This is a genomic window from Pseudomonas sp. B424 (assembly GCF_055408345.1).
Window position 1 is genome coordinate 119,008 of the sequence record NZ_JBUZTL010000012.1, and the last position, 24,851, is coordinate 143,858.

General features: G+C 57.7%; 19 protein-coding genes and 2 pseudogenes. 10 read left to right on the forward strand and 11 right to left on the reverse strand.

Features of this window, described 5'->3' with window-relative positions; all coding sequences use genetic code 11:
* Positions 1–49: 49 nt before the first annotated feature.
* Entirely contained in the window at positions 50–583 is a 534-nt protein-coding gene (locus ACZRMS_RS15685) for a gluconokinase (RefSeq protein WP_463995977.1), read from the reverse strand.
* A 229-nt stretch (positions 584–812) separates the two neighbouring features.
* Here ACZRMS_RS15685 and gntR point away from each other — a divergent pair, with 229 nt between their 5' ends.
* Positions 813–1,844: an HTH-type transcriptional regulator GntR gene (gene gntR, locus ACZRMS_RS15690; RefSeq protein ID WP_463995978.1), complete on the forward strand. Its 1,032-nt coding sequence runs from the start codon at positions 813–815 to the stop codon at positions 1,842–1,844.
* A gap of 72 nt (positions 1,845–1,916) precedes the next feature.
* Here the strand turns inward: gntR and ACZRMS_RS15695 are convergent, their stop codons facing one another.
* Both ACZRMS_RS15695 and ACZRMS_RS15700 read right to left on the reverse strand, forming a co-directional pair.
* On the reverse strand, positions 1,917–2,489 hold the full coding sequence (locus tag ACZRMS_RS15695; protein WP_420912210.1) for a methyl-accepting chemotaxis protein: 573 nt from the start codon (positions 2,487–2,489) through the stop codon (positions 1,917–1,919).
* A pseudogene (locus ACZRMS_RS15700) lies at positions 2,466–3,236 on the reverse strand (PAS domain-containing protein); the annotation flags it as partial. The gene ACZRMS_RS15695 and the pseudogene ACZRMS_RS15700, both read right to left, overlap by 24 nt.
* Positions 3,237–3,843: 607 nt before the next feature.
* Between ACZRMS_RS15700 and ACZRMS_RS15705 the strand changes: the two are divergent.
* The gene (locus ACZRMS_RS15705; protein WP_463995979.1) at positions 3,844–4,290 is read left to right on the forward strand and encodes a GNAT family N-acetyltransferase; all 447 of its coding nucleotides are present in this window, start codon (positions 3,844–3,846) and stop codon (positions 4,288–4,290) included.
* Here the strand turns inward: ACZRMS_RS15705 and def are convergent.
* Positions 4,244–4,783 (reverse strand): peptide deformylase, encoded by a 540-nt coding sequence (gene def, locus ACZRMS_RS15710; RefSeq protein WP_463995980.1) that lies wholly within the window; start codon positions 4,781–4,783, stop codon positions 4,244–4,246. The genes ACZRMS_RS15705 and def overlap by 47 nt on opposite strands.
* Positions 4,784–4,785: 2 nt before the next feature.
* Positions 4,786–5,739: a YihY/virulence factor BrkB family protein gene (locus tag ACZRMS_RS15715; protein WP_463995981.1), complete on the reverse strand. Its 954-nt coding sequence runs from the start codon at positions 5,737–5,739 to the stop codon at positions 4,786–4,788.
* 280 nt (positions 5,740–6,019) lie between these two features.
* Here ACZRMS_RS15715 and ACZRMS_RS15720 point away from each other — a divergent pair, with 280 nt between their 5' ends.
* Complete coding sequence (locus tag ACZRMS_RS15720) at positions 6,020–6,397, forward strand: hypothetical protein (protein ID WP_463995982.1); 378 nt, start codon at positions 6,020–6,022, stop codon at positions 6,395–6,397.
* 52 nt (positions 6,398–6,449) lie between these two features.
* On the opposite strand, the gene fadD1 is transcribed toward ACZRMS_RS15720, so the two are convergent.
* Positions 6,450–8,141 carry a long-chain-fatty-acid--CoA ligase FadD1 gene (fadD1, locus tag ACZRMS_RS15725; protein ID WP_463995983.1) on the reverse strand — a complete coding sequence of 564 codons (1,692 nt, stop codon included), beginning with the start codon at positions 8,139–8,141 and terminating at the stop codon, positions 6,450–6,452.
* Positions 8,142–8,489: 348 nt separating this feature from the next.
* Entirely contained in the window at positions 8,490–10,178 is a 1,689-nt protein-coding gene (gene fadD2, locus ACZRMS_RS15730) for a long-chain-fatty-acid--CoA ligase FadD2 (RefSeq protein WP_463995984.1), read from the reverse strand.
* A gap of 209 nt (positions 10,179–10,387) precedes the next feature.
* Between fadD2 and ACZRMS_RS15735 the strand changes: the two genes are divergently transcribed.
* Both ACZRMS_RS15735 and ACZRMS_RS15740 read left to right on the forward strand, forming a co-directional pair.
* Complete coding sequence (locus ACZRMS_RS15735; RefSeq protein ID WP_463995985.1) at positions 10,388–11,332, forward strand: alpha/beta hydrolase; 945 nt, start codon at positions 10,388–10,390, stop codon at positions 11,330–11,332.
* A gap of 87 nt (positions 11,333–11,419) precedes the next feature.
* Positions 11,420–11,890, forward strand: a complete 471-nt coding sequence (locus tag ACZRMS_RS15740) for a MaoC family dehydratase (protein WP_048359812.1) — start codon at positions 11,420–11,422, stop codon at positions 11,888–11,890.
* A gap of 57 nt (positions 11,891–11,947) precedes the next feature.
* On the opposite strand, the gene ACZRMS_RS15745 is transcribed toward ACZRMS_RS15740, so the two are convergent.
* Entirely contained in the window at positions 11,948–12,415 is a 468-nt protein-coding gene (locus tag ACZRMS_RS15745) for a PA2169 family four-helix-bundle protein (RefSeq protein WP_048359813.1), read from the reverse strand.
* Between the two features lie 208 nt (positions 12,416–12,623).
* Here ACZRMS_RS15745 and ACZRMS_RS15750 point away from each other — a divergent pair, with 208 nt between their 5' ends.
* Together ACZRMS_RS15750 and ACZRMS_RS15755 are read left to right on the forward strand one after the other, a co-directional pair.
* Positions 12,624–12,860, forward strand: coding sequence for a DUF3820 family protein (locus tag ACZRMS_RS15750; RefSeq protein WP_016782086.1), 237 nt, complete (start codon positions 12,624–12,626; stop codon positions 12,858–12,860).
* 12 nt (positions 12,861–12,872) lie between these two features.
* Positions 12,873–14,066 carry an aminotransferase class V-fold PLP-dependent enzyme gene (locus ACZRMS_RS15755; protein ID WP_463995986.1) on the forward strand — a complete coding sequence of 398 codons (1,194 nt, stop codon included), beginning with the start codon at positions 12,873–12,875 and terminating at the stop codon, positions 14,064–14,066.
* Positions 14,067–14,254: 188 nt separating this feature from the next.
* Here the strand turns inward: ACZRMS_RS15755 and ACZRMS_RS15760 are convergent, their stop codons facing one another.
* Genes ACZRMS_RS15760 through zwf form a run of 3 tightly spaced genes read right to left on the reverse strand, consistent with a single transcriptional unit; the run spans position 14,255 to position 17,107 of the window.
* Positions 14,255–14,920, reverse strand: a complete 666-nt coding sequence (locus ACZRMS_RS15760; protein ID WP_463995987.1) for a bifunctional 4-hydroxy-2-oxoglutarate aldolase/2-dehydro-3-deoxy-phosphogluconate aldolase — start codon at positions 14,918–14,920, stop codon at positions 14,255–14,257.
* Between the two features lie 17 nt (positions 14,921–14,937).
* Entirely contained in the window at positions 14,938–15,651 is a 714-nt protein-coding gene (gene pgl, locus ACZRMS_RS15765; RefSeq protein ID WP_463995988.1) for a 6-phosphogluconolactonase, read from the reverse strand.
* Positions 15,638–17,107, reverse strand: coding sequence for a glucose-6-phosphate dehydrogenase (gene zwf / locus ACZRMS_RS15770; protein ID WP_463995989.1), 1,470 nt, complete (start codon positions 17,105–17,107; stop codon positions 15,638–15,640). The genes pgl and zwf overlap by 14 nt, the downstream gene beginning before the upstream one ends.
* Before the next feature lie 205 nt (positions 17,108–17,312).
* On the opposite strand from zwf, the gene ACZRMS_RS15775 reads away from it, so the two are divergent.
* From ACZRMS_RS15775 to ACZRMS_RS15785, 3 genes and pseudogenes are all read left to right on the forward strand, one after another.
* The gene (locus ACZRMS_RS15775) at positions 17,313–18,173 is read left to right on the forward strand and encodes a MurR/RpiR family transcriptional regulator (RefSeq protein WP_193790182.1); all 861 of its coding nucleotides are present in this window, start codon (positions 17,313–17,315) and stop codon (positions 18,171–18,173) included.
* Between the two features lie 389 nt (positions 18,174–18,562).
* Complete coding sequence (locus ACZRMS_RS15780; RefSeq protein ID WP_463995990.1) at positions 18,563–23,866, forward strand: SpvB/TcaC N-terminal domain-containing protein; 5,304 nt, start codon at positions 18,563–18,565, stop codon at positions 23,864–23,866.
* Positions 23,867–23,923: 57 nt separating this feature from the next.
* Positions 23,924–24,851: pseudogene (locus ACZRMS_RS15785) on the forward strand (RHS repeat-associated core domain-containing protein); the annotation flags it as partial.

Genomic DNA, 24,851 nt, shown 5'->3' on the forward strand with positions numbered 1-24,851 from the left:
ACGAATGTACAGCCGGGGCTGAGCTGGATAGCGCTGTCTGTCTGAAGCATCATGAGATTGTCTGCAACGAATGGTCGTGCCACCAATCACGGGCAGCATTCGCCAGTTGATTGATGTCATGGGTGGCCGCATTCAGTGTCAGTACCAAAGGCTCATTGCTCGGGGATTCAAGGGTCGCGAACTGGCTGTCGATCAGGGTTTTGGGCATAAAGTGCCCGGGGCGATGAGCCACTCGATCGGCCGCAACTGCCGGGGTCAGCTCAAGAAACACAAAACCCAGGCCGTCTACCGCACTGCGCAGGCGCTCGCGATAACGCAGTTTAAGCGCCGAACAGGTCAGGACCGGACGCTGGCCGCTGGCAACCGCGCGACGCAACTCATCGCACAGGCTGTCTAGCCAGCCAGCACGATCATCATCAGTCAGGGGAATACCGGCACTCATTTTGGCGATATTGGCCGCTGGGTGAAACGCATCGCCTTCAATCGGGGTCGCGCCATTGAGCTGGCACAATGCCTGGCTCACGCTGGATTTGCCGCAGCCGGCAACACCCATAATGACCAGGGCAGTGATAGGTTGACTCATGAAACACCTCAGTCCGTAGACAGCGCTGTCTTTGTCCATGCGTTCAATACATGAAAGCAAAGCACAAAGACCAGGCTACCGACGTCTATTTCTCATTTTTATGGGGAGACGCGGTAACGCTCTCGACATACAAAGCTGGGGTTACTGGCTTGCACACAATCAGGCAATTGCGGGCACGCCAGGACAGCGCTACCTTAGTGACTTGTATTTTGTTTGGCAAGCCACCCTGATGACCACCTCTAAAAACGATAAAAACACCCGAACCACGGGTCGTCCTACCCTTAACGAAGTTGCCCGCCTTGCGGGTGTCAGCCCCATTACCGCCTCTCGCGCCTTGCGCGGTATCAGTAGCGTCGCCACCGAGCTTGCAGAAAAGGTGCGAATTGCCGCTGACGAGCTGAACTACGTGGTCAATCCGGCTGCCCGGGCATTGGCCTCGGCGCAGAGCCACTCCGTAGTGGTACTGGTGCCTTCATTGTCCAACCTCCTGTTTATCGACACCCTCGAAGCGATCCATGACGTATTGCGCCCACGTGGGTTTGAGGTGCTGATCGGTAACTTCCACTACTCCCGTGATGAAGAAGAGAACCTGCTGCGCAACTATATGGCCTACCACCCTCGCGGCCTGTTGCTGACTGGCTTTGACCGCTCCGAAAGTTCACGCCGCATGATTGAGGCCAGCAATGTGCCGTGTGTGTACATGATGGAACTGGATGCCGCCGAGGGCCTGAACTGCGTAGGTTTTTCCCAGTTGAAGGCCGGCGAAACCGCCGCCCGGCACCTGATCTCCCGTGGACGGCGCCACCTGGCCTATATCGGAGCCCAACTCGACCAGCGCACGCTCCTGCGCGGCGAAGGCTACCGTCGCGCCCTGCAGGAAGCCGGCCTGTATAACCCCGACCTTGAGGTACTGACTCCCCGCCCGTCCTCTGTGGGCCTGGGCGGCGAGCTGTTTTTGCAATTGCTCGCCAGCCACCCGCAAGTGGATGCGATCTTTTTCGGCAACGATGACCTGGCCCAGGGCGCCCTGCTGGAGGCTGCACGCTTCGGGATTAAAATCCCGGACCAGATTGCCGTACTGGGATTTAACGACCTGCCGTCATCCGAGTTCATGGTGCCGCGCCTGAGCAGTATTCGCACACCTCGTGAAGCTATTGGCCGTCGCGCAGCCGAGCAGATGCTCACACTGATGGCCGGCAATAAAGTGACCAACCCGGTGCAGGACATGGGCTTTGAACTGATGGTGCGCGAGAGCAGCTGACGAGGCTTTGAAGGGCCTTCAGCCCTTGTCGCAGCCTCATACCTCGTCAGCAACCACAGGAAGTGCCGGCTATTAATGCAACTGCAACGTCGAGTTGAACTGGCTGATCGCATCGACTACGTGCCGGGAGCCCTGCTGGATTTCCAGGATGGCCTCCCCCGCCTCGTTCGCCAGTTCGACCCCAAGGCCGGTACGACTCAGGCTCGACTGCATGCTGGTCACCGCGCTCAGCGAGAGGTCATGGTTCTTGCGCACCACTTCAACGATCTCCAACGTGGCCGCACTGGTGCGCGCCGCCAGGCTTCTGACTTCATCCGCCACGACGGCAAAACCGCGACCATGCTCCCCGGCCCTCGCCGCTTCAATGGCCGCATTGAGTGCCAGTAAATTGGTCTGATCGGCAATTCCGCGAATGGTCTGCACAATTTTGCCGATGATGTCCGACTGCTTGCTCACCGCATCAATGCTTTGCGCCGCTTCATTGAGGTCTCTGGAAATGGCTTCGATGATTTGCACTGTCTGCTGAACCACCTGCGATCCTTTCTGCGCACAGGCATCGTTTTGCACTGAGGTGGTGTGGGCCGACTCTGCCGCGGTTTGCAGGTTGGTGACTTGTGCGGTGATATCGCTGGCGAACTTCACCACTTTATACAGTCGGCCTTTGGCATCAAAAATCGGGTTGTAGGATGCCTCAAGGAAAACCGTGTGGCCGTACTTGTCGACCCGTTCAAAACGCCTGGAGTGGTATTCCCCGCGATTCAGCGAGGCCCAGAAAGCTTTGTATTGGGCCGACTCGCTCTCACTGCGACAACAGAACATCCCGTGGTGCTGGCCGACAATTTCACTCAACCCGTAGTGCATGGTGTCGAGAAAGTTCTGGTTGGCATTGATGACCCGTCCATCAGGCGAAAACTCGATCACTGCCATGGAACGGCTCAAGGCATTCACGATGCTCTGGTTTTCGTGCTCTTTATTGATTCGGTCCGTGATGTCCGAGGCGACTTTGATCACCCTGGTAACTTGACCACCCGCATCGATGATCGGCATGTAACTGGCTTCCAGCCACACTTCACGCCCGGACTTGTCGAGCCTTAGAAAGGTGCCACTGAGGGGTTCGCCAGTTGCCAGACCGCGCCAAAAACGGCTGTATTCGCTGTCTTTGGCATAAGCCTGTTCACAGAAGATGCGGTGGTGCTTGCCGCGGACCTCTTCGCTGGAATAACCCATGACCCGGCAAAAGTTGTCATTGACCTCCAGGATGGTGCCATCCGGGGTGAATTCGATAATGGCCATGGATCGGCTGATGGCCTGAACCTTGGCCGCCATGTCATTCAATGAGCCGTTAAGGCGTTGATTCTCAAGCAGGTCGGCTTTGCGGTGCGAATTAAACATGGCTCAATCCCTGGAGGTGCTGTCTATTGATAATTCAAAAGTCTCAAGACACAACAAACCGCCTGCGCTTTTAACTTTTAACGTTAGAGCTGTACGCACTTCAAGGGTTTAAGCATTTGACTGCTCAGGCCCCGTGAGGGTGGAGCATAGCCAGTCAAATAACACGTGCAAGCAAATGGCCATCAGAATGCGACGGAACGCTCACACGCAAGAAAGTTACCAAATGGACGATGCAGACTTAAAAAACAATGGGAGCCCGAGAACCGAGCCCCCGACACATCAATCAATGACCAAACAATCCGGTATCGGACTTTTTGGATTTTTTATCAGCGCGTTTTTCATCGGCTGTTTTAGCCGGCTTTTTCTTCGCGGCTTTCTTTGAATCCATACCTTTAGCCATGTTATGAGCTCCAGTGTTCAGGGATGTGAGCTCAGGTATAACACCGATCGCGGGGGAACTTTTATTTAAAACAGGTTATTCAAAAAAGAATGCTTTATTACCGGTTTTAATTTCGAATGGGCCTCACTATCGATACGCAAAGGCGCGATAAAAACATTCCCTTGTTTGTATATAATGCGCGCCCCCTCACTTTTAGCCTGTGGACTCATGACCGCCATTGTTTATGCCCCGCTTGAAGCGCCTTTATGGCCGTTGATGAACAAGTTTTATCGCTCTCATCAGTCGTCGATGAAAGCGGTCAAGGACGCGCAACTGTGGGTCGCCCGTCAGGAGGAGATCATTGCGGGGTTGTGTTTGCGGCCCGTGGCTCACGGTTACTGGCTGACCGGGCTATTTGTTGCGCCGGCACTGCGCGGGCAAGGTGTGGCGGGCGAACTGGTCAGGGGCGCAACCGCAACCTGTGAAGGCCCGGTTTGGCTGTTCTGCGACCCCGAACTGCAAGGTTTCTATGAAAACCTGGGCTTCAGCCTGGACGTGGACTTGCCCCACGCCCTGCACGAGCGGCTCGTTCGCTATCAACGCAACAAGGCGATGATAGCGCTGGGGACTACTCTTTCGTGCCAGGCTCCAGATCCGGGAACAGCACCTCAATAAAGCCGAACCTGGTGAAGTCCTTGATCCGTGACGGGTACAGGCGGCCGATCAGATGGTCGCATTCATGCTGCACCACCCGTGCGTGAAAACCTTCGGCCACACGTACGACCGGCTCACCTTTAGGGGTAAAACCTTCGTAACGGATCTTGTGAAAACGCTCGACCATTCCTCGCAGGCCGGGCACTGACAGGCAACCTTCCCAGTCTTCTTCGAGCTCCGGGCTCAGCGGCGTGATCAGCGGGTTGATCAGAATGGTCTGCGGCACGGCCTCGGCATCCGGGTAGCGTTCGCTGTGCTCAAAACCAAAGACCACCAGTTGCAGGTCAACGCCGATCTGCGGAGCAGCCAGACCTACGCCACCCGCGTGTTCCATGGTTTGCAGCATGTCGTCCAGTAACTGCCAAAGCTGCGGAGTGTCGAACATCTCCTCTGGTACCGGTTTGGCTACACGCAATAAACGCTCGTCGCCCATTTTCAGGATTTCACGAATCATGGTCAGTATTCATCAGAAGTGGGTTTAAGGGAGTGATCACGGCCCAGGCCGGAGAGATGCTGCTTTGGATCAGGATCTTCAGATTCATTGAAGGTTTTCTCACCCGGATTCTTGCCTTCGGCCGACAGATGCTCGATCACGGCATTCATTTCCGCCCCCAGCAGCAGCACTGCGGACGAAATGTAGAAGTACAGCAACAGCACGATAATCGCGCCGATACTGCCATACATGGCGTTATAGTCCGCGAAGGTTTTTACATAAAAAGCAAAACCCAATGACGCCACAATCCACACCACCACCGCCAGCACCGAGCCCGGCGTAATGAAGCGGAATTTCTGTTCTACGTCGGGCATCACGTAATACATCACGGCCACGGCGATCATCATCAGCAAAATAACCACCGGCCAGCGCAGGATGGTCCACAGCGTGACCACAAAATCTTCAAGCCCCACCTGCCCCGCCAGCCAGCTCATCACCTGCGGCCCGAGCACCATCAGCGCAGCGGCAACCAGAAGCATGCCGGCAATACCGATGGTGTAAAAAATCGACAGCGGAAAGCGCTTCCAGATGGGCCGCCCTTCAACCACGTCATACGCGGCATTCATCGCACTCATCATCAGGCGTACACCCGCCGAAGCCGTCCACAGCGCAATCACGATACCCACCGACAGCAATCCGCCCTTGGACTGCTGCAACTGATCAATCACCGGGTTGACCTGCTCCAGCGCTTGGGGTGGCAGCACCAGTTCGGACTGCAGGCGCAGCCAGGAAAAGAAGTCGGGCAGATGCAAAAAGCCTATCAGCGCGATCAGGAACAGAATGAAGGGGAACAGCGAAAACAACATTTGATAGGCCAGCGCCGAGGCGTAGGTCGACATTTCATCGTCGATAAATTCCTTGACCGTGCGGATCAATACTTTGCCCAGGGGCAGGCCGTTCAAGCCTGGAAAAAACATAGCGTCTCCTTTCGCCGCGTAGTTATTGAGTTCAACACGCCTCCAAGCGAAGGGTTGTACCTAAAAGTAGTCCAATTGGCGACTTTGAAAACACTCAAGTGCCTGACCTCTCAAAGGCTACCCCACAGTTGACCCGCGTGCCTCACATCGAGTTTCATTTATTTTCTGCCCATCATTTCGTCGTTCCGTGCAGGTTAGGCTTTATGTTTGCCCCCTAACCCCCGAGAATGCGCGACGTACTCAGGCTATGACGCTGAAGATCCGCAATTGTAGGAAGGTTATGAAACTCGATAAAAAGCTGGCCATCGCCCGCAGAAACCAGGAACTCGGCGGCGCAGTGCTCGGCGTCAACAACTGCCATTTCGCCGCGCTGAACACCAACAAGAACATCTGGTGGTTCGATATCCCGTTGGCCCGCCTGGCCGTCGGCCAATACGAATGGGTCCACCTGTTGCTGCACACTCCAGGCACCGACGAGTTGCTGCACTTGAAGGTAACGACCGCATTCCTGCGTGAAAAACGCGAAGGCATGGTAGTTCGTGCGACCCACAAACGTACGCCGACCATGAGCCTTGAGCTGAGTGCAGACAAAGACTCGTTCCTGCAGGATGTACGTCCGACAGGCACAGGCGTCAATTTCGCACAGTTCGTACTGTAGCCCCCAAAACGACAAAGCCCCGCAATGCGGGGCTTTGTCGTATACGGGCCTGTTACTTTTTAAGACCCAGCTTCTTCAGCTCTTCGTCTCGCAACTCACGACGCAGGATTTTGCCCACGTTGGTAGTCGGCAAGCTGTCGCGGAACTCGACGAATTTCGGTGCCTTGTAGGCTGTCAGGTTGGCGCGCATATGGGCCATCACCTGATCCTTGGTCAGCGTCATGCCCGGCTTGACCACGATAAACACCTTGATCAGCTCGCCGGTTTTTTCATCAGGAATACCAATGGCCGCTGACTGCGAGACGCCCGGCAACGAGGCCATGACATCTTCCAGCTCGTTAGGGTAAACATTGAAGCCCGAGACCAGGATCATGTCTTTTTTGCGATCGACGATGCGCATATAGCCATCAGGCTGAATGATCGCGATATCACCGGACTTCAACCAGCCGTCGCTGTCCATGATTTCGGCGGTCGCGTCAGGACGCTCCCAGTAGCCTTTCATGACCTGCGGCCCCTTGATGCACAACTCGCCCACCTCACCCAGAGGCAGCTCCTCACCCGCATCGTTGATCACTTTGCACAGAGTCGAAGGCATCGGGATGCCGATCGTGCCCACCTGGATGTTCTGGATAGGGTTTACCGAGGCCACAGGACTGGTTTCGGTCATGCCGTAGCCTTCACAGATCGGGCAACCGGTCACGGTTTTCCAGCGTTCGGCCACTGACAGTTGCAACGCCATGCCGCCCGACAACGTTACCTTGAGGGCCGAGAAATCCAGTTTGCGGAACGCTTCGTTATTGCACAGCGCCACAAACAGGGTGTTGAGGCCGACAAAACCGGTGAACTTCCACCTGGACAGCTCTTTAACCATCGCCGGCAAATCACGCGGGTTGCTGATCAGCACGTTATGGTTGCCGAGCAACATCATCGCCATGCAGTGAAAGGTGAACGCGTAGATGTGGTACAGCGGCAATGGTGTGATCAGGATTTCACAACCTTCATTGAGGTTGGAACCCATCAGCGCCTTGCACTGCAACATGTTGGCAATCAGGTTGCGGTGGCTCAGCATCGCGCCCTTGGCCACGCCCGTGGTACCGCCGGTGTATTGCAGCACGGCAACATCACTGCTGACCGGGCTGGCTTCCTTGACCGGCTGGCCCTGCCCTTTGCGCAGCACTTCGTTGAACTTGATGGCCTGGGGCAAGTGATAGGCCGGAACCATTTTCTTCACATACTTGATGACGCTGTTGATCAGCACACGCTTGAAGGGCGACAGCATGTCGGCCACTTCGGTGACGATCACATACTTGACCGAGGTCTGCGGCACGACCTTCTCGGCCAGATGCGCCATGTTCGCCAGACAGACCAGCGCCCTGGCGCCGGAGTCCTTGAACTGATGCTCCATTTCCCGTGCGGTGTACAGCGGGTTGGTATTAACCACGATCAAGCCGGCGCGGATGGCTCCGAACACAGCGATCGGGTATTGCAGCAAGTTGGGCAACTGCACGGCAATGCGGTCGCCGGGTTGCAAGTCTGTGTGCTGCTGTAACCAGGCAGCAAAAGCACCCGACTGCTCGTAGAGCTCGCCGTAGGTGATGGTTTTGCCGAGGTTACTGAACGCCGGTTTATCGGCGAAACGCTGGCAAGATTCCCGCAGTACCGTCTGAATGTTTGGGTATTCATCCGGGTTGATTTCAGCAGCAATCCCTGTTGGGTACTTGTCCTTCCAAAAGCCTTCAATCATGGAAGCCCACTCCTAAGCGTTGCGAATTCTTCACCGCATTGGCTGCGGTTATTATTTGTTTGATTTTTATAATGGACAGTTCTGGCTTTTACTTGCCTGGAAGTCACAAAGCGCGCCGAGAGTAGCAGCTTTGCCAAAGGGCGCCTAGAGCCAAAAAAGGGCTTTAGAGTCACAAACCTGACTGTAGGACAATCCAAAGTCATCATTAGTACAAAGACTCTATTTGTAACAAAAACGCTCTATGTCGAGCCTTACAGCGCATCAGCCGAGGCATCTTCACTATTTTGCGGCCCAAAAAAACGCCCGCTGCCTTGAGGCTAGCGGGCGTCTGTCGCCAGGTTGAACGAATCAGGCGATATCACGTAACTCGCGCCGCAGGATTTTGCCCACCGGCGTCATGGGCAAAGACTCGCGCAGCACTATCTGCTTGGGCACCTTGTAACCGGTGAAATTGTCTTTGCAGTAGGCTTTGAGCTCCTCAACGGTCACTCCACCCGCACGGGGCACTACAAACAGTTTGACCGCCTCCCCCGTACGTTCGTCGGGAACGCCAATCACCGCACAGTTCGCCACTTTGGGGTGCGCCATGACGATGTCTTCGATTTCGTTGGGGTACACGTTGAAACCCGAGACGATAATCAGGTCTTTCTTGCGGTCGACGATGCGGACAAAGCCGTCAGGGTCTATTACCGCGACATCACCGGTCTTGAACCACCCTTCGGCGTCCAGTACTTCTGCGGTGGCTTCGGGGTTTTGCCAGTAGCCTTTCATCACTTGCGGGCCTTTGACACAGAGCTCGCCCCGTTCGCCCAGCCCCAGGTCTACACCCTCGTCGCTGATCACTTTCATGGCCGTGCCCGGGACCGGCATGCCCACCGTCCCCAGCCTTGCCAGAGAACCACAGGGGTTGGCACTGGCCACCGGCGAGGTTTCCGTCAGGCCGTAACCTTCGACAATGCGGCACCCCGTGATTTTTTCCCAGCGCTCGGCCGTGGCCTTGACCAGCGCCGTGCCGCCCGAATTGGTGACTTTAAGCCCGGAGAAATCCAGGGTCTTGAAGTCAGGGTGGTCCATCAGTGCCACAAACAAGGTGTTGAGCCCCAGGAACGCGGTGAATTTCCAGTTCTTGAGTTCCTTGATGAAGCCTTTGATGTCACGCGGGTTGGTGATCAGGACGTTGTGGTTGCCGGTAACCATCATGCCCATGCAATTGGCGGTGAATGCATAGATATGGTACAGCGGCAAAGGCCCGATCATGATCTCGCGACCGTCCTTGAGGATGGGCTGGCCATCAGCCCCATGCTGGGACAGGCAAGCGCGAACCTGCTGCATGTTGGCGATCAGGTTGCCATGGGTCAGCATCGCGCCTTTGGGCAGGCCGGTAGTGCCGCCGGTGTATTGCAGAACCGCAGTGTCATCCAGGGATACCGTCAGCGGTCGGATAACTTGCCCCGCGCCCCGGCGCAAAACGCTTTTGAAGGAAATCGCCTGGGGCAACTGATAGGCCGGCACCAGCTTTTTGACCTTGTCGACCACCAGATTGGTGATCCAGCCTTTGGCGGCCGGCATCATGTCGCCCATTCTGGCTTCGATCAGGTAGTCGATTTCGGTGTCTTTGAGCACTTCCTGCACGCGCTTGCCGAACATGTTCAGGTACACCAGCGCGCGAATGCCCGCGCTCTTGAACTGGTGGAGCATCTCGCGCGAGGTGTAGAGCGGGTTGGTGTTGACCACCACCAGCCCCGCACGCATGGCGCCGAATACGGCAATCGGGTACTGCAGGGTGTTGGGCATTTGCACGGCGATGCGGTCGCCGGGCTTGAGATCGGTGTGCTCCTGCAGATAACCGGCAAAAGCGGCGCTGTAGCGCTCCAGCTCGGCATAGGTGATGGTCACCCCCAAATTGCTGAAAGCCGGGCGATCTGCGAACTTTTTGCAGGAACGTTCAAACACATCAACGACCGACTTGAAAGTCGTCATGTCGATGTCCAGCGGCACACCGGCCGGGCGTTTATCATTCCAGAAATCAGGTTGCATTGTTTTTATCCTCGTACCTGAGCGTGTCTGGCCGCGTCTTTCACTCAGTGAAAAGCGGAACCTGCGGACGTTAACAGTTATCAAGTTGTAGGCAAATACGGCGATCTTCGCCATTTACATCTTGAATCTTATTGCTGCGACCACGCCTGCTGAGTGGCCACTGCGCAAATGCGCTATACACTGCTACGACAACAAATAAAGGAACTGCCATGTCCCCTGCGACTTTTTGGCTGGAAGCGAATGACCGCAGCGGTCTTTTCGTTAACCAGTGGCTGCCGGCAGGCACGCCCAAGGCCATTGTTTTACTGGCTCATGGCATGGCCGAACACAGTGGTCGTTATGCCCGCCTGGGCAAAGTGCTGTGTGATGCCGGGTATGGGCTGTATGCTCACGACCAGCGTGGCCACGGCAAAACGGCCGAGCGCGGAACCCCGGGCTACTTTGCCGATAACGATGGCTGGTGTGCAGTGGTCAGTGATGTGGCCAGCCTTAGCCGGCATATCAACCAGACCCATCCGGGAGTGCCGGTTTTTCTGCTCGGCCACAGCATGGGCAGTTACATCGCCCAGGCCTACTTGATGCATCACAGTGCCAGCCTGCAAGGCGCGATACTCAGTGCTTCGAATTTCCAGCCGGTGGCGCTGTATCGCGCCGCCAGCCTGATCGCCCGTTTCGAGCGTTTGCGTCAGGGGCCCAAAGGACGTAGTGCGCTGATCGAATGGCTGTCTTTCGGCTCGTTCAATAAAGCTTTCAAACCCAATCGCACGCGGTATGACTGGCTCAGTCGCGATCCGGCCCAGGTCGATGCCTACGCCAGCGACCCCCTGTGCGGCTTTCGTTGCACCAATCAGCTATGGATCGACCTGCTCGGCGGGTTGCAGCAAATCAGCAAAGCGTCCAATCTGGCTCAAATCGATCCGGGCCTGCCGTTACTGATAATGGGCGGCGAATGTGATCCGGTGAGTGAAGGCAAGCGTCTCACTGATCTGGCCACGGCTTTGCGAAAGGCCGGCAATCGTCAGTTGCAGCTCAATCTGTACCCGCAAGCGCGGCACGAACTCTTTAACGAAACCAATCGCGACGAAGTGATGGCAGACGTGATTGAGTGGCTCAATCAAGCGTTGAGCCGCACTCGCCCGCTGCACAGTGAATGATCCAGCACCGCACTCACCTTGCAATAATTTAAAATCTTTTAAAATCAAAGCCTTAAAACCAAACACTCGTCACAGGACATGCGCTAGATGACTCAGGTTACCAACACCCCGTACGAAGCCCTCGAAGTCGGCCAGACTGCCAGCTACAGCAAGACCGTCGGAGAGCGCGACATTCAACTTTTTGCGGCCATGTCCGGCGACCACAACCCGGTGCACCTCGATCCTGTGTTCGCCGCCGGAACCATGTTCAAAGAGCGCATTGCCCACGGCATGTTCAGTGGCGCATTGATCAGCGCCGCCGTCGCCTGCGAGCTGCCTGGGCCGGGCACTATTTATGTCGGCCAGCAAATGAGCTTTCAGAAGCCGGTAAAAATCGGCGACACCCTCACCGTGCGTCTGGAAATCCTGGAAAAGATGCCAAAGTTCCGCGTGCGTATCGCGACCCGCGTTTTCAACCAGCACGATGAAATCGTCGTCGATGGCGAAGCCGAAATCATTGCACCGCGCAAGCAACAAACCGTGACCCTGCCGGTACTGCCGGCAATCAGCATCGGTTAATGCCCGCCCATTAAAAAACGCCGGCTTACCGGCGTTTTTTTTATTCAGGCTGGAGCACTAGGCGCGAGCGCGAGCTTCGTTGCGCAGGGCTTTGACCTGATCGTGATTGCGTTGCACGCCATGCAGCTGGCGCTCTACCAGATCACGAATACCCACCAGGTTGTGCTTGCTGATTTTCTCCAGCGCTTCTTTGTAAGCCTTCAGCGCATGGTCTTCGCCGCGCTCGGCTTCGTTGAGCACCGCTTCTTCACCTTTGCCGGTAAACACGGATTTGACGTCCACCCAACGGCGGTGCAGGTCACCGGCCACGCTGGTGCTGGTCTCAGGGTCGCCGCCCAAGGCACGTACCTGGGCCTGTAATTCGGCCGCTGCGGCTGCGCATTCGGCAGAGCGCTTGGCAAACAGCGCTTTGAGTTCCGGGTGTTTAATATCTTCGGCACAGGTCTTGAATCCTTCCTGGCCATCTTTGCTGGTTTCGATCAAATCGTTCAGGACGCTAATGGCTTCTTTATTAAGGTCAGTCATTGTTCAATTCCTTACAAGGTTGAGGATCGTGCAATAGAGATTGCAGTCCCCGTGCCAGCTTTTTAATAAAAAAATAATCCTTATAAATCAATAAGTTAAATAAACACACGTTATCTGTATCCGGTTTATTTGCATGATCTGTCAATTGGCCTTCATGCAAATTGCCTGTATTTTTCATCCCATGGCTCCACGCACTGAAGGCCGCTGCATGAACCCCGAAAAGCTCGAACTGCTGGTGACACGCGAAATGCCCTTCGGCAAATACAAAGGCCGAATCATCGCTGACCTGCCTGGCCAGTACCTGAACTGGTTTGCCCGCGAAGGCTTCCCCCACGGCGAACTGGGCGGGTTGCTGGCCCTGATGCAAGAGATCGATCACAACGGCCTGTCGGACCTGCTCGACCCGTTGCGCGCCAAACACTCAAAGCCCAAACCCCGCCACTGACAGAGTTGCCCCATGCCAAGGATTGAAGATAACGCCCGCGACGAAAACTTCTGGCACGCCATTGCCGAGCGCTACGACGTAGCACCCGGCCCGATCAATCTGGAAAACGGCTATTTCGGGCGCATGACTCGCGGCGTAGCGCAGGACTACCAGCGCAATATCGACTTTATTAACCGCAACAACTCGCTGCCTGTGCGCCAGCATTTCGATCAGGCCCAGAGCAGCAAACTGCGCGACCATCTGGCTGACCAGCTAGGCCTGGACCCGGCAGGCGTCGCACTGACGGCTCGCGCGTCAGATGCCCTGCAATCGTTGATTCGCAACTACAACGGCCTGCAGCCCGGCGATCAATTGCTGATCTGCGACCTGGAATACCACAGTGTCGAATATGCGATGCGCTGGGTCGCCCGGCAGCGCGGGCTGGAGCTTATAGAAATATCCCACAAGCACCCCGCCACCCATGAAAGCCTGGTGGCCAGCTATCGCGAAGCCTTTGAGCGCCACCCGCGCATCAAACTCATGGCCCTCACCCACGTGACCCACCGCACCGGGCTGGTGATGCCCGTGCAGGAAATCGTCGCGGCGGCCAAGGAGCACGGAGTCGATGTAATCCTTGACGGTGCCCACGCGCTGGGCCAGATCGAGTTCGACCTGCAGGCGCTGGGCGTTGCCTTTGCCGGTTACAACCTGCACAAGTGGATCGGTGCACCGTTGACCCTGGGCTTTATGTATATCGACCCGCAACGCCTGGCGGATATAGACCCCGACATGGGCGACCGGCATTACCCGGAGCCGGACATCCGCAACCGCTCGCCCTATGGCACGGTCAACATCCCGGCGTGGCTGACCCTGCCCAAAGTGTTGCAGGAGCATGAGGAGATGGGTGGCACCGGGGCCAAGGGGGCACGGCTGAACTACCTGCGCGATCTGTGGGTCAGTGAGGCGCGCAAAATGCCGGGCATTGAAGTGTTGATTGAGGATGATCCGCGGCTGCGTTGCGCGATTACGTCGCTGCGTTTTACCCGTCTGCAGGATCAGCAGCCGATGGTTGACCGTCTGCTCAAGGACTACAACCTGTTTACCGTCGCCCGCAATGGCTCGGCGTGCGGCAGTTGCATCCGGATTACCGTGGGTTTTACGACGACGCTGGATCACATCAATCAGTTGGTCAGGGCGTTGCGCGAGCTGTCACAGGCTAACGCATAACCCGGTAAATACTCTGTCACCCCATGGGAGCGAGCCTGCTCGCGAATGCTCTTCGCAAGCAGGCTCGCTCCCACGACTGAACTATCTGTGGCGCAGCAGCAGTTACACAAATACGCAGGCAAAAAAAAGGTGCGCCGACCAAGCGCACCAAAAACCGTAGAACACACAACAAATCCGGAGCTAAAACTTCAATCCAGCAGCGCAAGTGCCTCGGCGGTGCATTCCTGGATTCGTGCCCAGTCGCCGTTCTTGATCCACTCGCTGTCCAGCATCCAGCTACCGCCCACACACATCACGTTTTTCAACGCCATGTAGCTGCGAATGTTCGCCGGGCTGACACCGCCTGTCGGGCAGAATTTCACTTCGCCAAACGGGCCGCCCAATGCCTTGATCGCGGCCACACCGCCACTGACTTCAGCCGGGAACAGTTTGAAGCGACGGTAGCCCAACCCGTAGCCTTCCATGATCCCGGATGCATTGCTGATACCCGGCAGCAGCGGGATATCGCTGGCAACACTGGCCTGCAACAAGTCACGGGTAATGCCCGGCGTCACGATAAATTGCGAACCCGCCTCTTCTGCCGCTGCCAGCATATGCCGATCCAGCACAGTGCCTGCGCCGGTCACCAGCTCAGGGCGTTGATCGCGCAAGATACGGATCGCCTTGAGGCCGAACGCCGAACGCAGGGTCACTTCCAGGGCCGTCAGACCACCGGCCGCCAGCGCATCGGCCAGCGGCAGAATGTCTTGTTCGCGAGCGATGGTAATCACCGGCAGAATCCGGGCACGGGCACAGAGGCTGTCGATCAGGGCGACTTTATCCGCCATCGATACGTTCGCAATTGTTGTTGTCATGGCAGCTGATCCTTGGCTCATGGGCACCAGTAAATCTCTAACGTAGGTTGCAGAAAGGCACGAACCGGCAAGGCGGCAACATCAGTGCCCCCCAGCGCTTCGTTGAGGGTATTCAATTTGGTCTGCCCCTGGATCGACAGCACCTTGTGTCTTGCGCTCGCCAGCAGGCTGCGGCTCATGCTCAGGCGTTGATGCGGCACGGTTGGCGCCAGCATTGCCCAGCAACGGCGCGGGTTATCCAGTTGCAACGCTTCGGTCAGGTTCGGGCTGTTGGGGAACAGCGACGCGGTATGCCCGTCATCGCCCATGCCCAGGATCAGCACGTCAATCGGAGGCAACTCGGCCAGGCCCTGGTCGGCCTCCAATGCAGCTTTTTCAACCGTGGTCGCTGCGTTGTACAACCCGACGAAACGGGCCTTGGCTGCCGGGCCTTTGAGCAGATGCTTCTTGAGCAGGCCAGCATTGCTGTCGGGGTGCTCCACCGGCACCCAGCGTTCGTCAGCCAGGCTGACGACCACTTTCGACCAGTCGACAGGCTGCTTGATCAGGCTCTCGAAAAAAGCCACCGGGCTACGGCCGCCAGACACCACCAGGGTCGCAACACCCTGCCGGGCAATGGCTTGATTCAATTGCCCGGCAACACTTGCTGCCAGCCCCTCGGCCAATGACGCCGGGTTTTTGAAGGTGTGCGCGTTGACCCCTTCAGGCAGTTTCACATCAGATATCGCCATACCAAGACCTCCCGTCCCGCGTAATCAATGCAATGGAACTCATCGGTCCCCAGGAGCCCGCCGCGTAAGGCTTGGGCGCATCACCGGACTTTTTCCAGCCGGCGATCAACTGGTCGCACCATTTCCATGCCGCTTCAATTTCGTCTTTGCGCACAAACAGGTTCTGGTTGCCGCGCATCACTTCGAGTAACAGACGCTCGTAGGCATCCGGGATCCGCTCACTGCGATAAGTGTCGGAAAAATTCAGTTGCAACGGACCGCTGCGCAGTTGCATGCCCTTGTCCAGGCCCTGCTCTTTGGTCATCACACGCAAGGAAATGCCTTCGTCCGGCTGCAGGCGAATAATCAGCTTGTTGCCGATTTGCAGACGCTGCTCCGGGGCGAAGATGTAGTGCGACGGTTCCTTGAAGTGGATCACGATCTGCGACAGCTTTTGTGGCATGCGTTTACCGGTGCGCAAGTAAAACGGCACACCCGCCCAACGCCAGTTGCGAATATCAGCGCGCAGGGCCACAAAGGTTTCGGTGTCGCTCTGGGTGTTGGAGTTTTCCTCCTCCAGATAACCCGGCACCGACTGGCCTTCGCTGTAACCGGCGATGTACTGGCCGCGCACCACTTGGGTGGTCAGGCCTTCGGCGCTGATCGGGGCCAGTGCCTTGAGCACTTTTACCTTCTCGTCGCGAATGCTGTCGGCCGACAGGTCCGCAGGCGGATCCATTGCGATCAGGCACAACAGCTGCAACAAGTGGTTCTGAATCATGTCGCGCAGCTGGCCGGCCTTGTCGAAATAACCCCAGCGACCTTCGATGCCCACTTTCTCGGCCACGGTGATTTCAACGTGGGAGATATAGCGCTGGTTCCACTGGGTTTCGAACAGGCTGTTGGCAAAGCGCAGCGCGATCAGGTTTTGTACGGTTTCTTTGCCCAGGTAGTGGTCGATGCGGTAGATGCGGTTCTCGGGGAAGAACTGCGCCACGGCGTCGTTGACCTTGCGCGAAGACTCGAGGTCCGAACCGATGGGTTTTTCCAGCACTACACGGGTGTTTTCAGTCAGGCCGACTTTGGACAAGTTCTCGCAAATCGCACCGTAAACTGCCGCAGGCGTGGCGAAGTAGGCGATCAGGCGCTGCTCTGTTCCGGCAAGTTGTGCCAGGGGCAGATAATCGTCAGTCTTGAAAAAATCCACATGCAGATAGCTCAGACGAGCCAGGAAGCGGGTCACCGCTTCATCTTCGATTTCCTTGTCGCCGACATACTGGCGCAACTGGCTGTCGATATGCGCCAGATGCGAGAGAGCGTCGCCCGGCTCGCGAGCCAGGGCGAGAATGCGCGTGTCAGCATGGAGCAGACCGGCGCGGTCCAGTTGGTATAAAGCAGGAAACAGCTTGCGCAGGGCCAAATCGCCAAGGGCGCCGAACAAGGCAAAGGTGCACGGTTCAACCGTAATCGAAGGCATGATGTTTGTTCTTTTATCAAGTTAAGCTACAAATACCTTTTTTCAAGGCATCACTCAAGGAAAAATGTAGTAATAAACACAACATTTTCTCAAAATTCAGATTCCTGCTAGTGGTCATCACAGGCCACCAGTAGGATAGGCCACCTTCCAGAACCGCTTTAGTCCGGTTCTTGCATCGCTGACCCAAGGATCATAAATGGACCGCGTGCGAAATTTACTCGAACAGATCAAAAGCCGCCTCGAAGACCTGAACAAGGCCGAGCGCAAAGTGGCAGAAGTCATCCTGCAAAACCCGCAGCAAGCGACCCGGTTCAGCATTGCTGCGCTCGCTCAGGCCGCGTCTGTCAGCGAACCCACGGTCAACCGCTTTTGCCGGTCATTCGGCGTCAGCGGCTACCCCGAGCTAAAGCTGCAACTGGCACAAAGCCTGGCCAGTGGCGCAGCTTATGTCAGCCGGGCCGTTGAGGCCGACGACAATCCCGAAGCCTACACCCAAAAGATTTTCGGCAGCGCCATTGCCTCACTGGACAGCGCCTGCCAGGCATTGGACCCGAACCTTATCAGCCGCGCCGTCGACTTGCTGATCCAGGCTCGGCAAATCCACTTTTTCGGCCTGGGTGCTTCGGCACCGGTGGCGCTGGATGCGCAACACAAGTTCTTCCGCTTCAACCTCGCCGTCACGGCCCACGCCGACGTCCTGATGCAGCGCATGATCGCCTCCGTGGCACACACCGGCGAACTGTTCGTGATTATTTCCTACACCGGGCGCACCCGAGAGCTGGTTGAGGTCGCACGTATTGCGCGGGCCAACGGCGCCTCGGTGCTGGGCCTGACCGCCGAAAATTCACCGCTGGCCAAGGCCAGTACGTTGAGCCTGAATATCCCGCTGCCCGAAGACACCGACATCTATATGCCGATGACCTCGCGCATCATTCAGCTCACGGTGCTCGACGTGCTGGCCACCGGCATGACCTTGCGCCGGGGTGTGGACTTCCAGCCGCACCTGCGCAAAATCAAGGAAAGCCTCAATGCCAGCCGTTACCCGGTAGGCGACGAGTTCAACTGATCCGCAGGCACGGACAAGCGCCGTGCCTTCCTGCTTTACCCTCCAGGCGTATTCGTCGCTCCGCCCGACAAACGGCTGAGTCAGGGCTTGCCGCCCCTCTCTTTCGCTTCACCGCGCACACGCCTGCTTTACAGGGGCGAAAGCCCTGTCGCCCCCTCTGAAAACGCGTAATACCTGCGTCTTTCCACTGTCAGATATGACAGGTTACAGATGCAGGAAACAGTCATAACGTGAAGACTTCGGGGCTTTATTAAAACGGGGTCAAGCGTGATGAAAGCGTGCAACTTACTCGTGCAATTTATTGCCCCTGATCCCGAACTGGCCACACAGACACCCCGTGCAGGCCGGCTGGCCAGGCCTTCGGCACTGCCTCTTCTGCGCAGGAGCTCATGATCATGGCCCAGGAAGAACTCAGCGTTAGCCCTCCTTCCCTGCCAAAAGGCGGCGGCGCCATTCAAAGTATTGGCAAAGGCTGGGGAGCCGTCGGTCTGACCGGTGCGGCATCACTGCAAATCCCCCTGCCCATCACCCCCGGCCGCGGCTTCGCCCCCGCACTGGGCCTGAGCTACAGCAGCGCCGGCGGCCGCACAGAGTTCGGTCAGGGCTGGTCAATCAACCGCTCCTCGATCAGCCGGCAAACCAGCCTGGGTACACCTCAGTTCGAGGCCGACGCCAATGGCAAAATGGTCGAGCCGGTTTACCTCTCCCCCAGTGGCGATGTGTTACTGGCGCAACGGGATGCCAGTGGCCAGATCATCAGCCGTGACACCTCCGCGTTTCGCGGCCGGGGGCTGGCTGATAACTATCGAGTGACCGCCTACCGCCCACGGGTCGAAGGCGGCTTTAGCACCATCGAGCATTATGTCGGCACAAACGGTTCGTTCTGGCTGATCCAGCTCGCGGACGGCAGCGCCCATGTGTACGGCCACAGCGAAAACGCCCGCCTGCAACACGAGCATGGCACTTCGACCTGGGTGGCCGAATGGCACCTTGAGGAGTCGGTCGCCGCCAATGGCGAGCATGTGTTGTACGAATATGTATCCGAGAACGATGTATCGCTTAGCACGCTGACAGGTCCTGCAGCAGATGCCTGGCGAAGCCGCGACAGCAGCACCCATCGTTATCTGCAACGGGTTCGTTACGGCAACCTGACCGGCGACCGGGCGCCCTTTTTGCTGCAACAGGCGATGGTGCCCGTCTGGCTGTTTGATCTGGTCTTCGACTATGGCGAATGTGACCCCCGGCTGACGGTCAAGCCCCTGTACCCCCAAGCCCCGGGCACCCAGTGGCCGCTGCGGGCCGACCCGGTCAGCAGTTACCGTTACGGGTTCGAGGAACGCACGCTGCGCCTGTGTCACCAGGTGCTGATGTTTCACTGGTGCGCCGATGGCCCGGACAATAGCGGCCCCGTACTGATCCAGGGGGAACCGACGCTGGTACAGCGTCTGCAACTGGAATACAGCCAGCAACCGGCAGCGTCCATGCTGACCGCCGCTCACGTAATCGGCTATGACGGGCAAGCCGCGCAATTCAATCCGCCGCAAGAGTTCGACTACAGCGCATTCACTCTCACCCCTGAATCCGCGCGGTTCTCACCGTTTTTTACAGAGCAAACCCTCAGGCAGAGCCCGGGCATCGATGCCGATAATTACCAATTGGTGGACCTGTTCGGCGATGGCTTGGCCGGGATCCTCTATCGCCTGCAAAACGCCTGGTACTACCGGCGGCCCATTCGTCACCCGATGCCTGGCCTGAATAAAAACGCGGTGGGTTATGCGGCGCAGGAGTTGCTCAAACAGATTCCTGTCGCCAACAACAACTCACCAACGCTGCAGGTGCTCACAGACATCAATGGCGACGGCAAGCTCGACTGGCTGGTGGCCCAGCCCTCCATTTCGGGCTTTTTCACCCTCGATACCAACCAGCAATGGAGCCACTTCACGCCCTACGCGGCCTTCCCCAGCGAGTTTTTTCACCCCCAGGCACAGTTGGCCAGCCTGATGGGCAACGGCCTGTCTGACCTGGCGATGATCGGGACGCGCAGCGTGCGCCTGTATATCAATTTGACCGACAAGGGTTTCGACAACCCCGTCGAGGTCAACCGCCTGAGCACTGAAACGGCCTTGCCAGTGGTCAACGACGAACGCAGCGAACTGGTGGCGTTCAGTGACCTGCTGGGATCGGGGCAACAGCATTTGATCCATATTACCGGGCAGGCCGTGCGCTGCTTCCCAAACCTGGGGCGTGGACGATTTGGCGAGCCGGTGAACTTTGGCAGGCTGGACTTTGCTGGCGAGTTCAACCCCGCCCATGTCCGGCTCGCCGACCTGGATGGTTCCGGCGCGGCCGATATCCTGTACTGGCAGAGTGATTCGGTGCAGGTTTTTATGAACCTCAGCGGTCACGGCTTCGCCGCCCCCGTCACGATCCCCTTGCCTGAAGGGCTCAGGTACGACTCGCTGAGCCGTGTCAGCGTGGCCGACCTGCAAGGGCTGGGCTGTTCCAGCATGGTGATGACCAGCCACACCCACGCCCCCGCACTTGTACCCGAGCATTGGCGCTGCGACTTTGTGGCCGACAACAAACCGTATCTGCTGTGCGCCACGGACAACAACATGGGCGCTGCAGGCGAGGTGGTATATCGCTCATCGGCGCAGGAATGGCTGGACGAGAAAAACCTGTTGTCAGATCCGTCCCGGGCCGTTTCTGAAATGCCGTTCCCGATGCATCTGGTCAGCGAGCAGCGCCAGTTCGATCAGATCACCGGCAATCACTTGTCCCAATTCTTTAGCTATCGCCATGGCTATTACGATGGCGTTGACCGGGAGTTCCGCGGGTTTGGGCTGCTACTGCAAACCGACACTGAATCTGCCTCAACGGCCGACATACCCGATGCCGACGGGTTCAGTGCGCCCGTACTAAGCAAGACCTGGTTCCACACCGGCAAGACCCTGCACATGCCCGTGCCCGATGCCTGGGACGGTGATGCGCTGCTTGCCCCGCTGGGCAGCACGCTGTGTACCCAGCGCATTGATGGCACCGAGCACATACGCACCGACTGGGATGCCCCGACACTGCGCGACGCGGCCCGCACCTTGAGCGGCTCGGTGTTGCGCTCCGAAATTCTGGGTGTCGATGGCAATACCGTGCCTTACAGCATCACGCAAAGCCGATATGGCGTTCGCCTGCTACAAGCGCGCTCCGAGAATGACCAATACTCGGTCATGCTGCCGCTTGTCTTCGAGCAACGCAGCCTGCAATACGGGCGCCAGGTCGATGACCCGCTTTGCCAGCACCAACTCAATCTGGCCACCGATGACTACGCCAGCGTCACCCATACAGCCTCCGTTGCCTGTGCTCGCCGTGCCGATGCACAACCGCCCTACCCCGACGATGAAGAGCATGCCCACTTGCGGCGCTGGTGGCAGGACGCCAGGGATGATGCCCAGCAGTGCTTCTACCTGAGCGAAATGCGCGACCGGGTCTTGCATATCAACCAGATCGATTACCTGCGATTGGGCCTGCCTTACCGCAGTCAACAGATCGCCTACGTGATAACAGCCGACGATCCATCGATCAGCGTCATCAGTTACGAAGCCTTTATCGGCGCGCAGTCGCCACTGGGCAAAGACCCACTCAATGGTCAGCGCATGCTGGCGGGCCAGGCCCGCGTGCAATACCAGGGATGCCTGGACGGCACGGTGAATTTCGATGCACTGCCTGAGTATGTCGAACAGGCCGAGCTGGATGGCACCGCCCTGCAAGCCTACGTGGTGACAGATGATCAGGGCACAGAGCAAAACCTGCTGGGCAACACCCCTGGCGAGGTTAAAAACCGGCTCGAATCGGCCGGCTATATAGATGTCGGGCTGTGGCGGCCGGTGAGCAATACCGTCGACACCTCCACCAGCCTGTGGGCAGCACGCACGGGGTACACAACCTTCGCCGCTATCGAGCATTTCAACAAAGTGCTCGAGCAAAAGCCGGTTATCTGGGTCAAGCCTTCGAAGCTCACCTACGATAGCTTTTGGCTACTGCCTGAAACATTCACCGCACCTGACGAAGGGGTCACCGAAGCGGTCTACGACTACAAGTCGCTGCAGGTCAAATGGATTCGCGACCCCAATCAAAATGTCAGTGAAGCCCGATACGACGCGATGGGCCGAGTGGCGCTGACCACTTTCTGGGGCACCGAATGGGACGAAGCCACCCAGAACGTTATCGATGTCGGTTTTGACGACATGGCCAGTCATACCTGGTTGCCCGTGAGCGCCGCGCAAGCCATTGCCGACAGCTCGGTCATGGGCAACCTTGCATCCGCCCTCTTCTACGACAGCACTAGCTGGATGGGGCAAGCGCCCTCGGGCCTGCTACCCAATGGCGTGGAACTGGGCGTGCTGATACCCGGCGGGTATCTGCGCGCCAGTGCGCGCAAACGCCTGGCCAAGGGTGACTACCCGGTAAGTCAGATCCCCGCCCAAACCTGTTCAGCCTTGCTGGCCCTGCCCCGGGAGCCGGTTTATTCGGCAATATTGCAGGCTGACCGCTACCCGAACGACCCTCAACGGCAAGTGCGGATACAGGTCAGCGCCTCGGATGGCTTTGGCCGTGCCTTGCAGAGCAAACAAAAAGTTGAACCGGGCCTGGCCTACGCCGTCGACGACAATGGCAACCTGATCACCACCGGCGGGGAGCCGGAACAGGTGCAGGCCACCGAGCGCTGGCGCGTCAGTGAGCGCGTGGAATACAACAACAAAGGGTTGGCGGTACGTGTCTACCGGCCTTACTTCGCGAACAAACACCGTTACATCAACGATGAGTCATTCCGCCAGTTCGGCTACAGCGATCAGCAGTTTTATGACCCGCTGGGGCGCCCCACCAAAACCATCACCGCCAGTGGCTATTGGCGCCGCCAGACGTATATGAACTGGTACACCATCGCCGAGGATGAGAACGATCTGTATCAGGAGGCACTGGAACACCCGAAAGCCGCCACTGTATTGCAAGCCCACGGCAACCGGCTTGATCCGATGCAAGCCCTTGGGGGAGCAACGGTGCGGGTTGAATACCCGGGCATGCTGGCCACCGACAGCATCACTGTGAGTTGGAGCGGTGTAGCCGGTGCCGGTTCTCCTGCGCTGACATCGAAACAAGGCGATCCGGGCGGGCGGGTGCTGTTTAATATTCCAGCGACAGCAGTGGGGGCCAACCTCGGCAGAACAGTCGTGGTGACCTATACGGTGACACGCACAATCGAGATTCTGCAGTCAGAGGTCCTGAACCTGAACATCGCCACCCTCCCCGACTCGCAGATCGCCGACAAGATCGCGGTTGAAAAGGAGAGCAACGGCACACTGGATGTAACCCGCGCGCCCAATGGCGTGAATCTTGATATCCGCACCTGGCCTTTTGTGGCGGTCGGGCAAAAGGTCTGGCTGCGCCTGGAAGGCCAGAAGGCTGATGGCTCACCACACACGCTCACGATCTGGGCAGCGGCAACCGTGAATATCTATGAAGTAACTCAGGGTTATTTGCTCAAAGTCGCCCCAGCCACCTACCTGTCGCAACTGGTTGACGGCTGTATGTTAACCGTCACGTTCAAGGTGGCCTTCTCCGGTAGCGATGAAGCGCAGGCGCTGGCGTACCCCTTGAAAACCCTGCAAATATTGAACAGTGCCAACCCCCCAGGCTAAAGATGAGAGCCCATCACGCGAACAGCTAAAGAGAAGTGATAAAAGATGAGCCGCCTAATGCAACATCAAACACCCGTACTGGCCTCGGTCGATGGGCGCGCAGCTCTGCTGCGCACAGTGGCCTACCACCGTACGGATGCAAGCGAGGCGCCATCGACCCGGGTGACCCGACAACGGTATGACGCGCTCGGGAATCTGACCGAGCAATGGGACCCGCGACTGCAGGCCCTGGCCACCACCGATACCCGCGTGAAAGCCAACCAACAAACCCGCTTCAGCCTGTCGGGGCGGGAGTTGCGCACTGATTCGGTGGATGAAGGTTGGCGCGTCAGTTTCTACAACGCGGCCGCACAGGCCGTGCACAGTTGGGACGGGCGTGAAAGCTTTATGCGCCTGGACTACGATGAGCAACAGCGCCCTGTTGCACTGTTTGAAAAAGGGGCTGACGAAAACGTAGAGCAGTGCGTCGAACGCTTTATCTATGCCGCAAATAATACTGAAGATGCTCAGCGCAACCGGTGTGGCCGCATGCTGCGTCACGACGATCCCGCAGGCAGTTTGTGGCATGAAGCATTCACCGTAACCGGCCAGCCACTAATTGAGACCCGGCGCTTTTGCGTCTCGCTGACCGCCCCCCACTGGCCGAATGCCCCACTCCAGAGCGACAGCTACAGCACCCGCTGGCAATACGACGCATTGGGCGCGGTGATGGCGCAAACCGATGCAGCAGGCCACGTACGGTCGTTTAACGTCGATATTACCGGCCACCCTCGCACCTCGCAGTTGAACGGTGTTGCCCTGCTCAAAAGCTGCGAATACAACGCCTTCGATCAAGTGGAGACAGAGCACGCTGGCAACAATGTGCTGACCATCGCCAGCTACTCAGCGGCAAATGGCCGGTTACTGAGCCTCAAGGCCAGCACTCTGGCCGGGCATCTGCTGCAAGACCTGCACTACCAGTACGACCCGGTGGGCAATGTCGAAC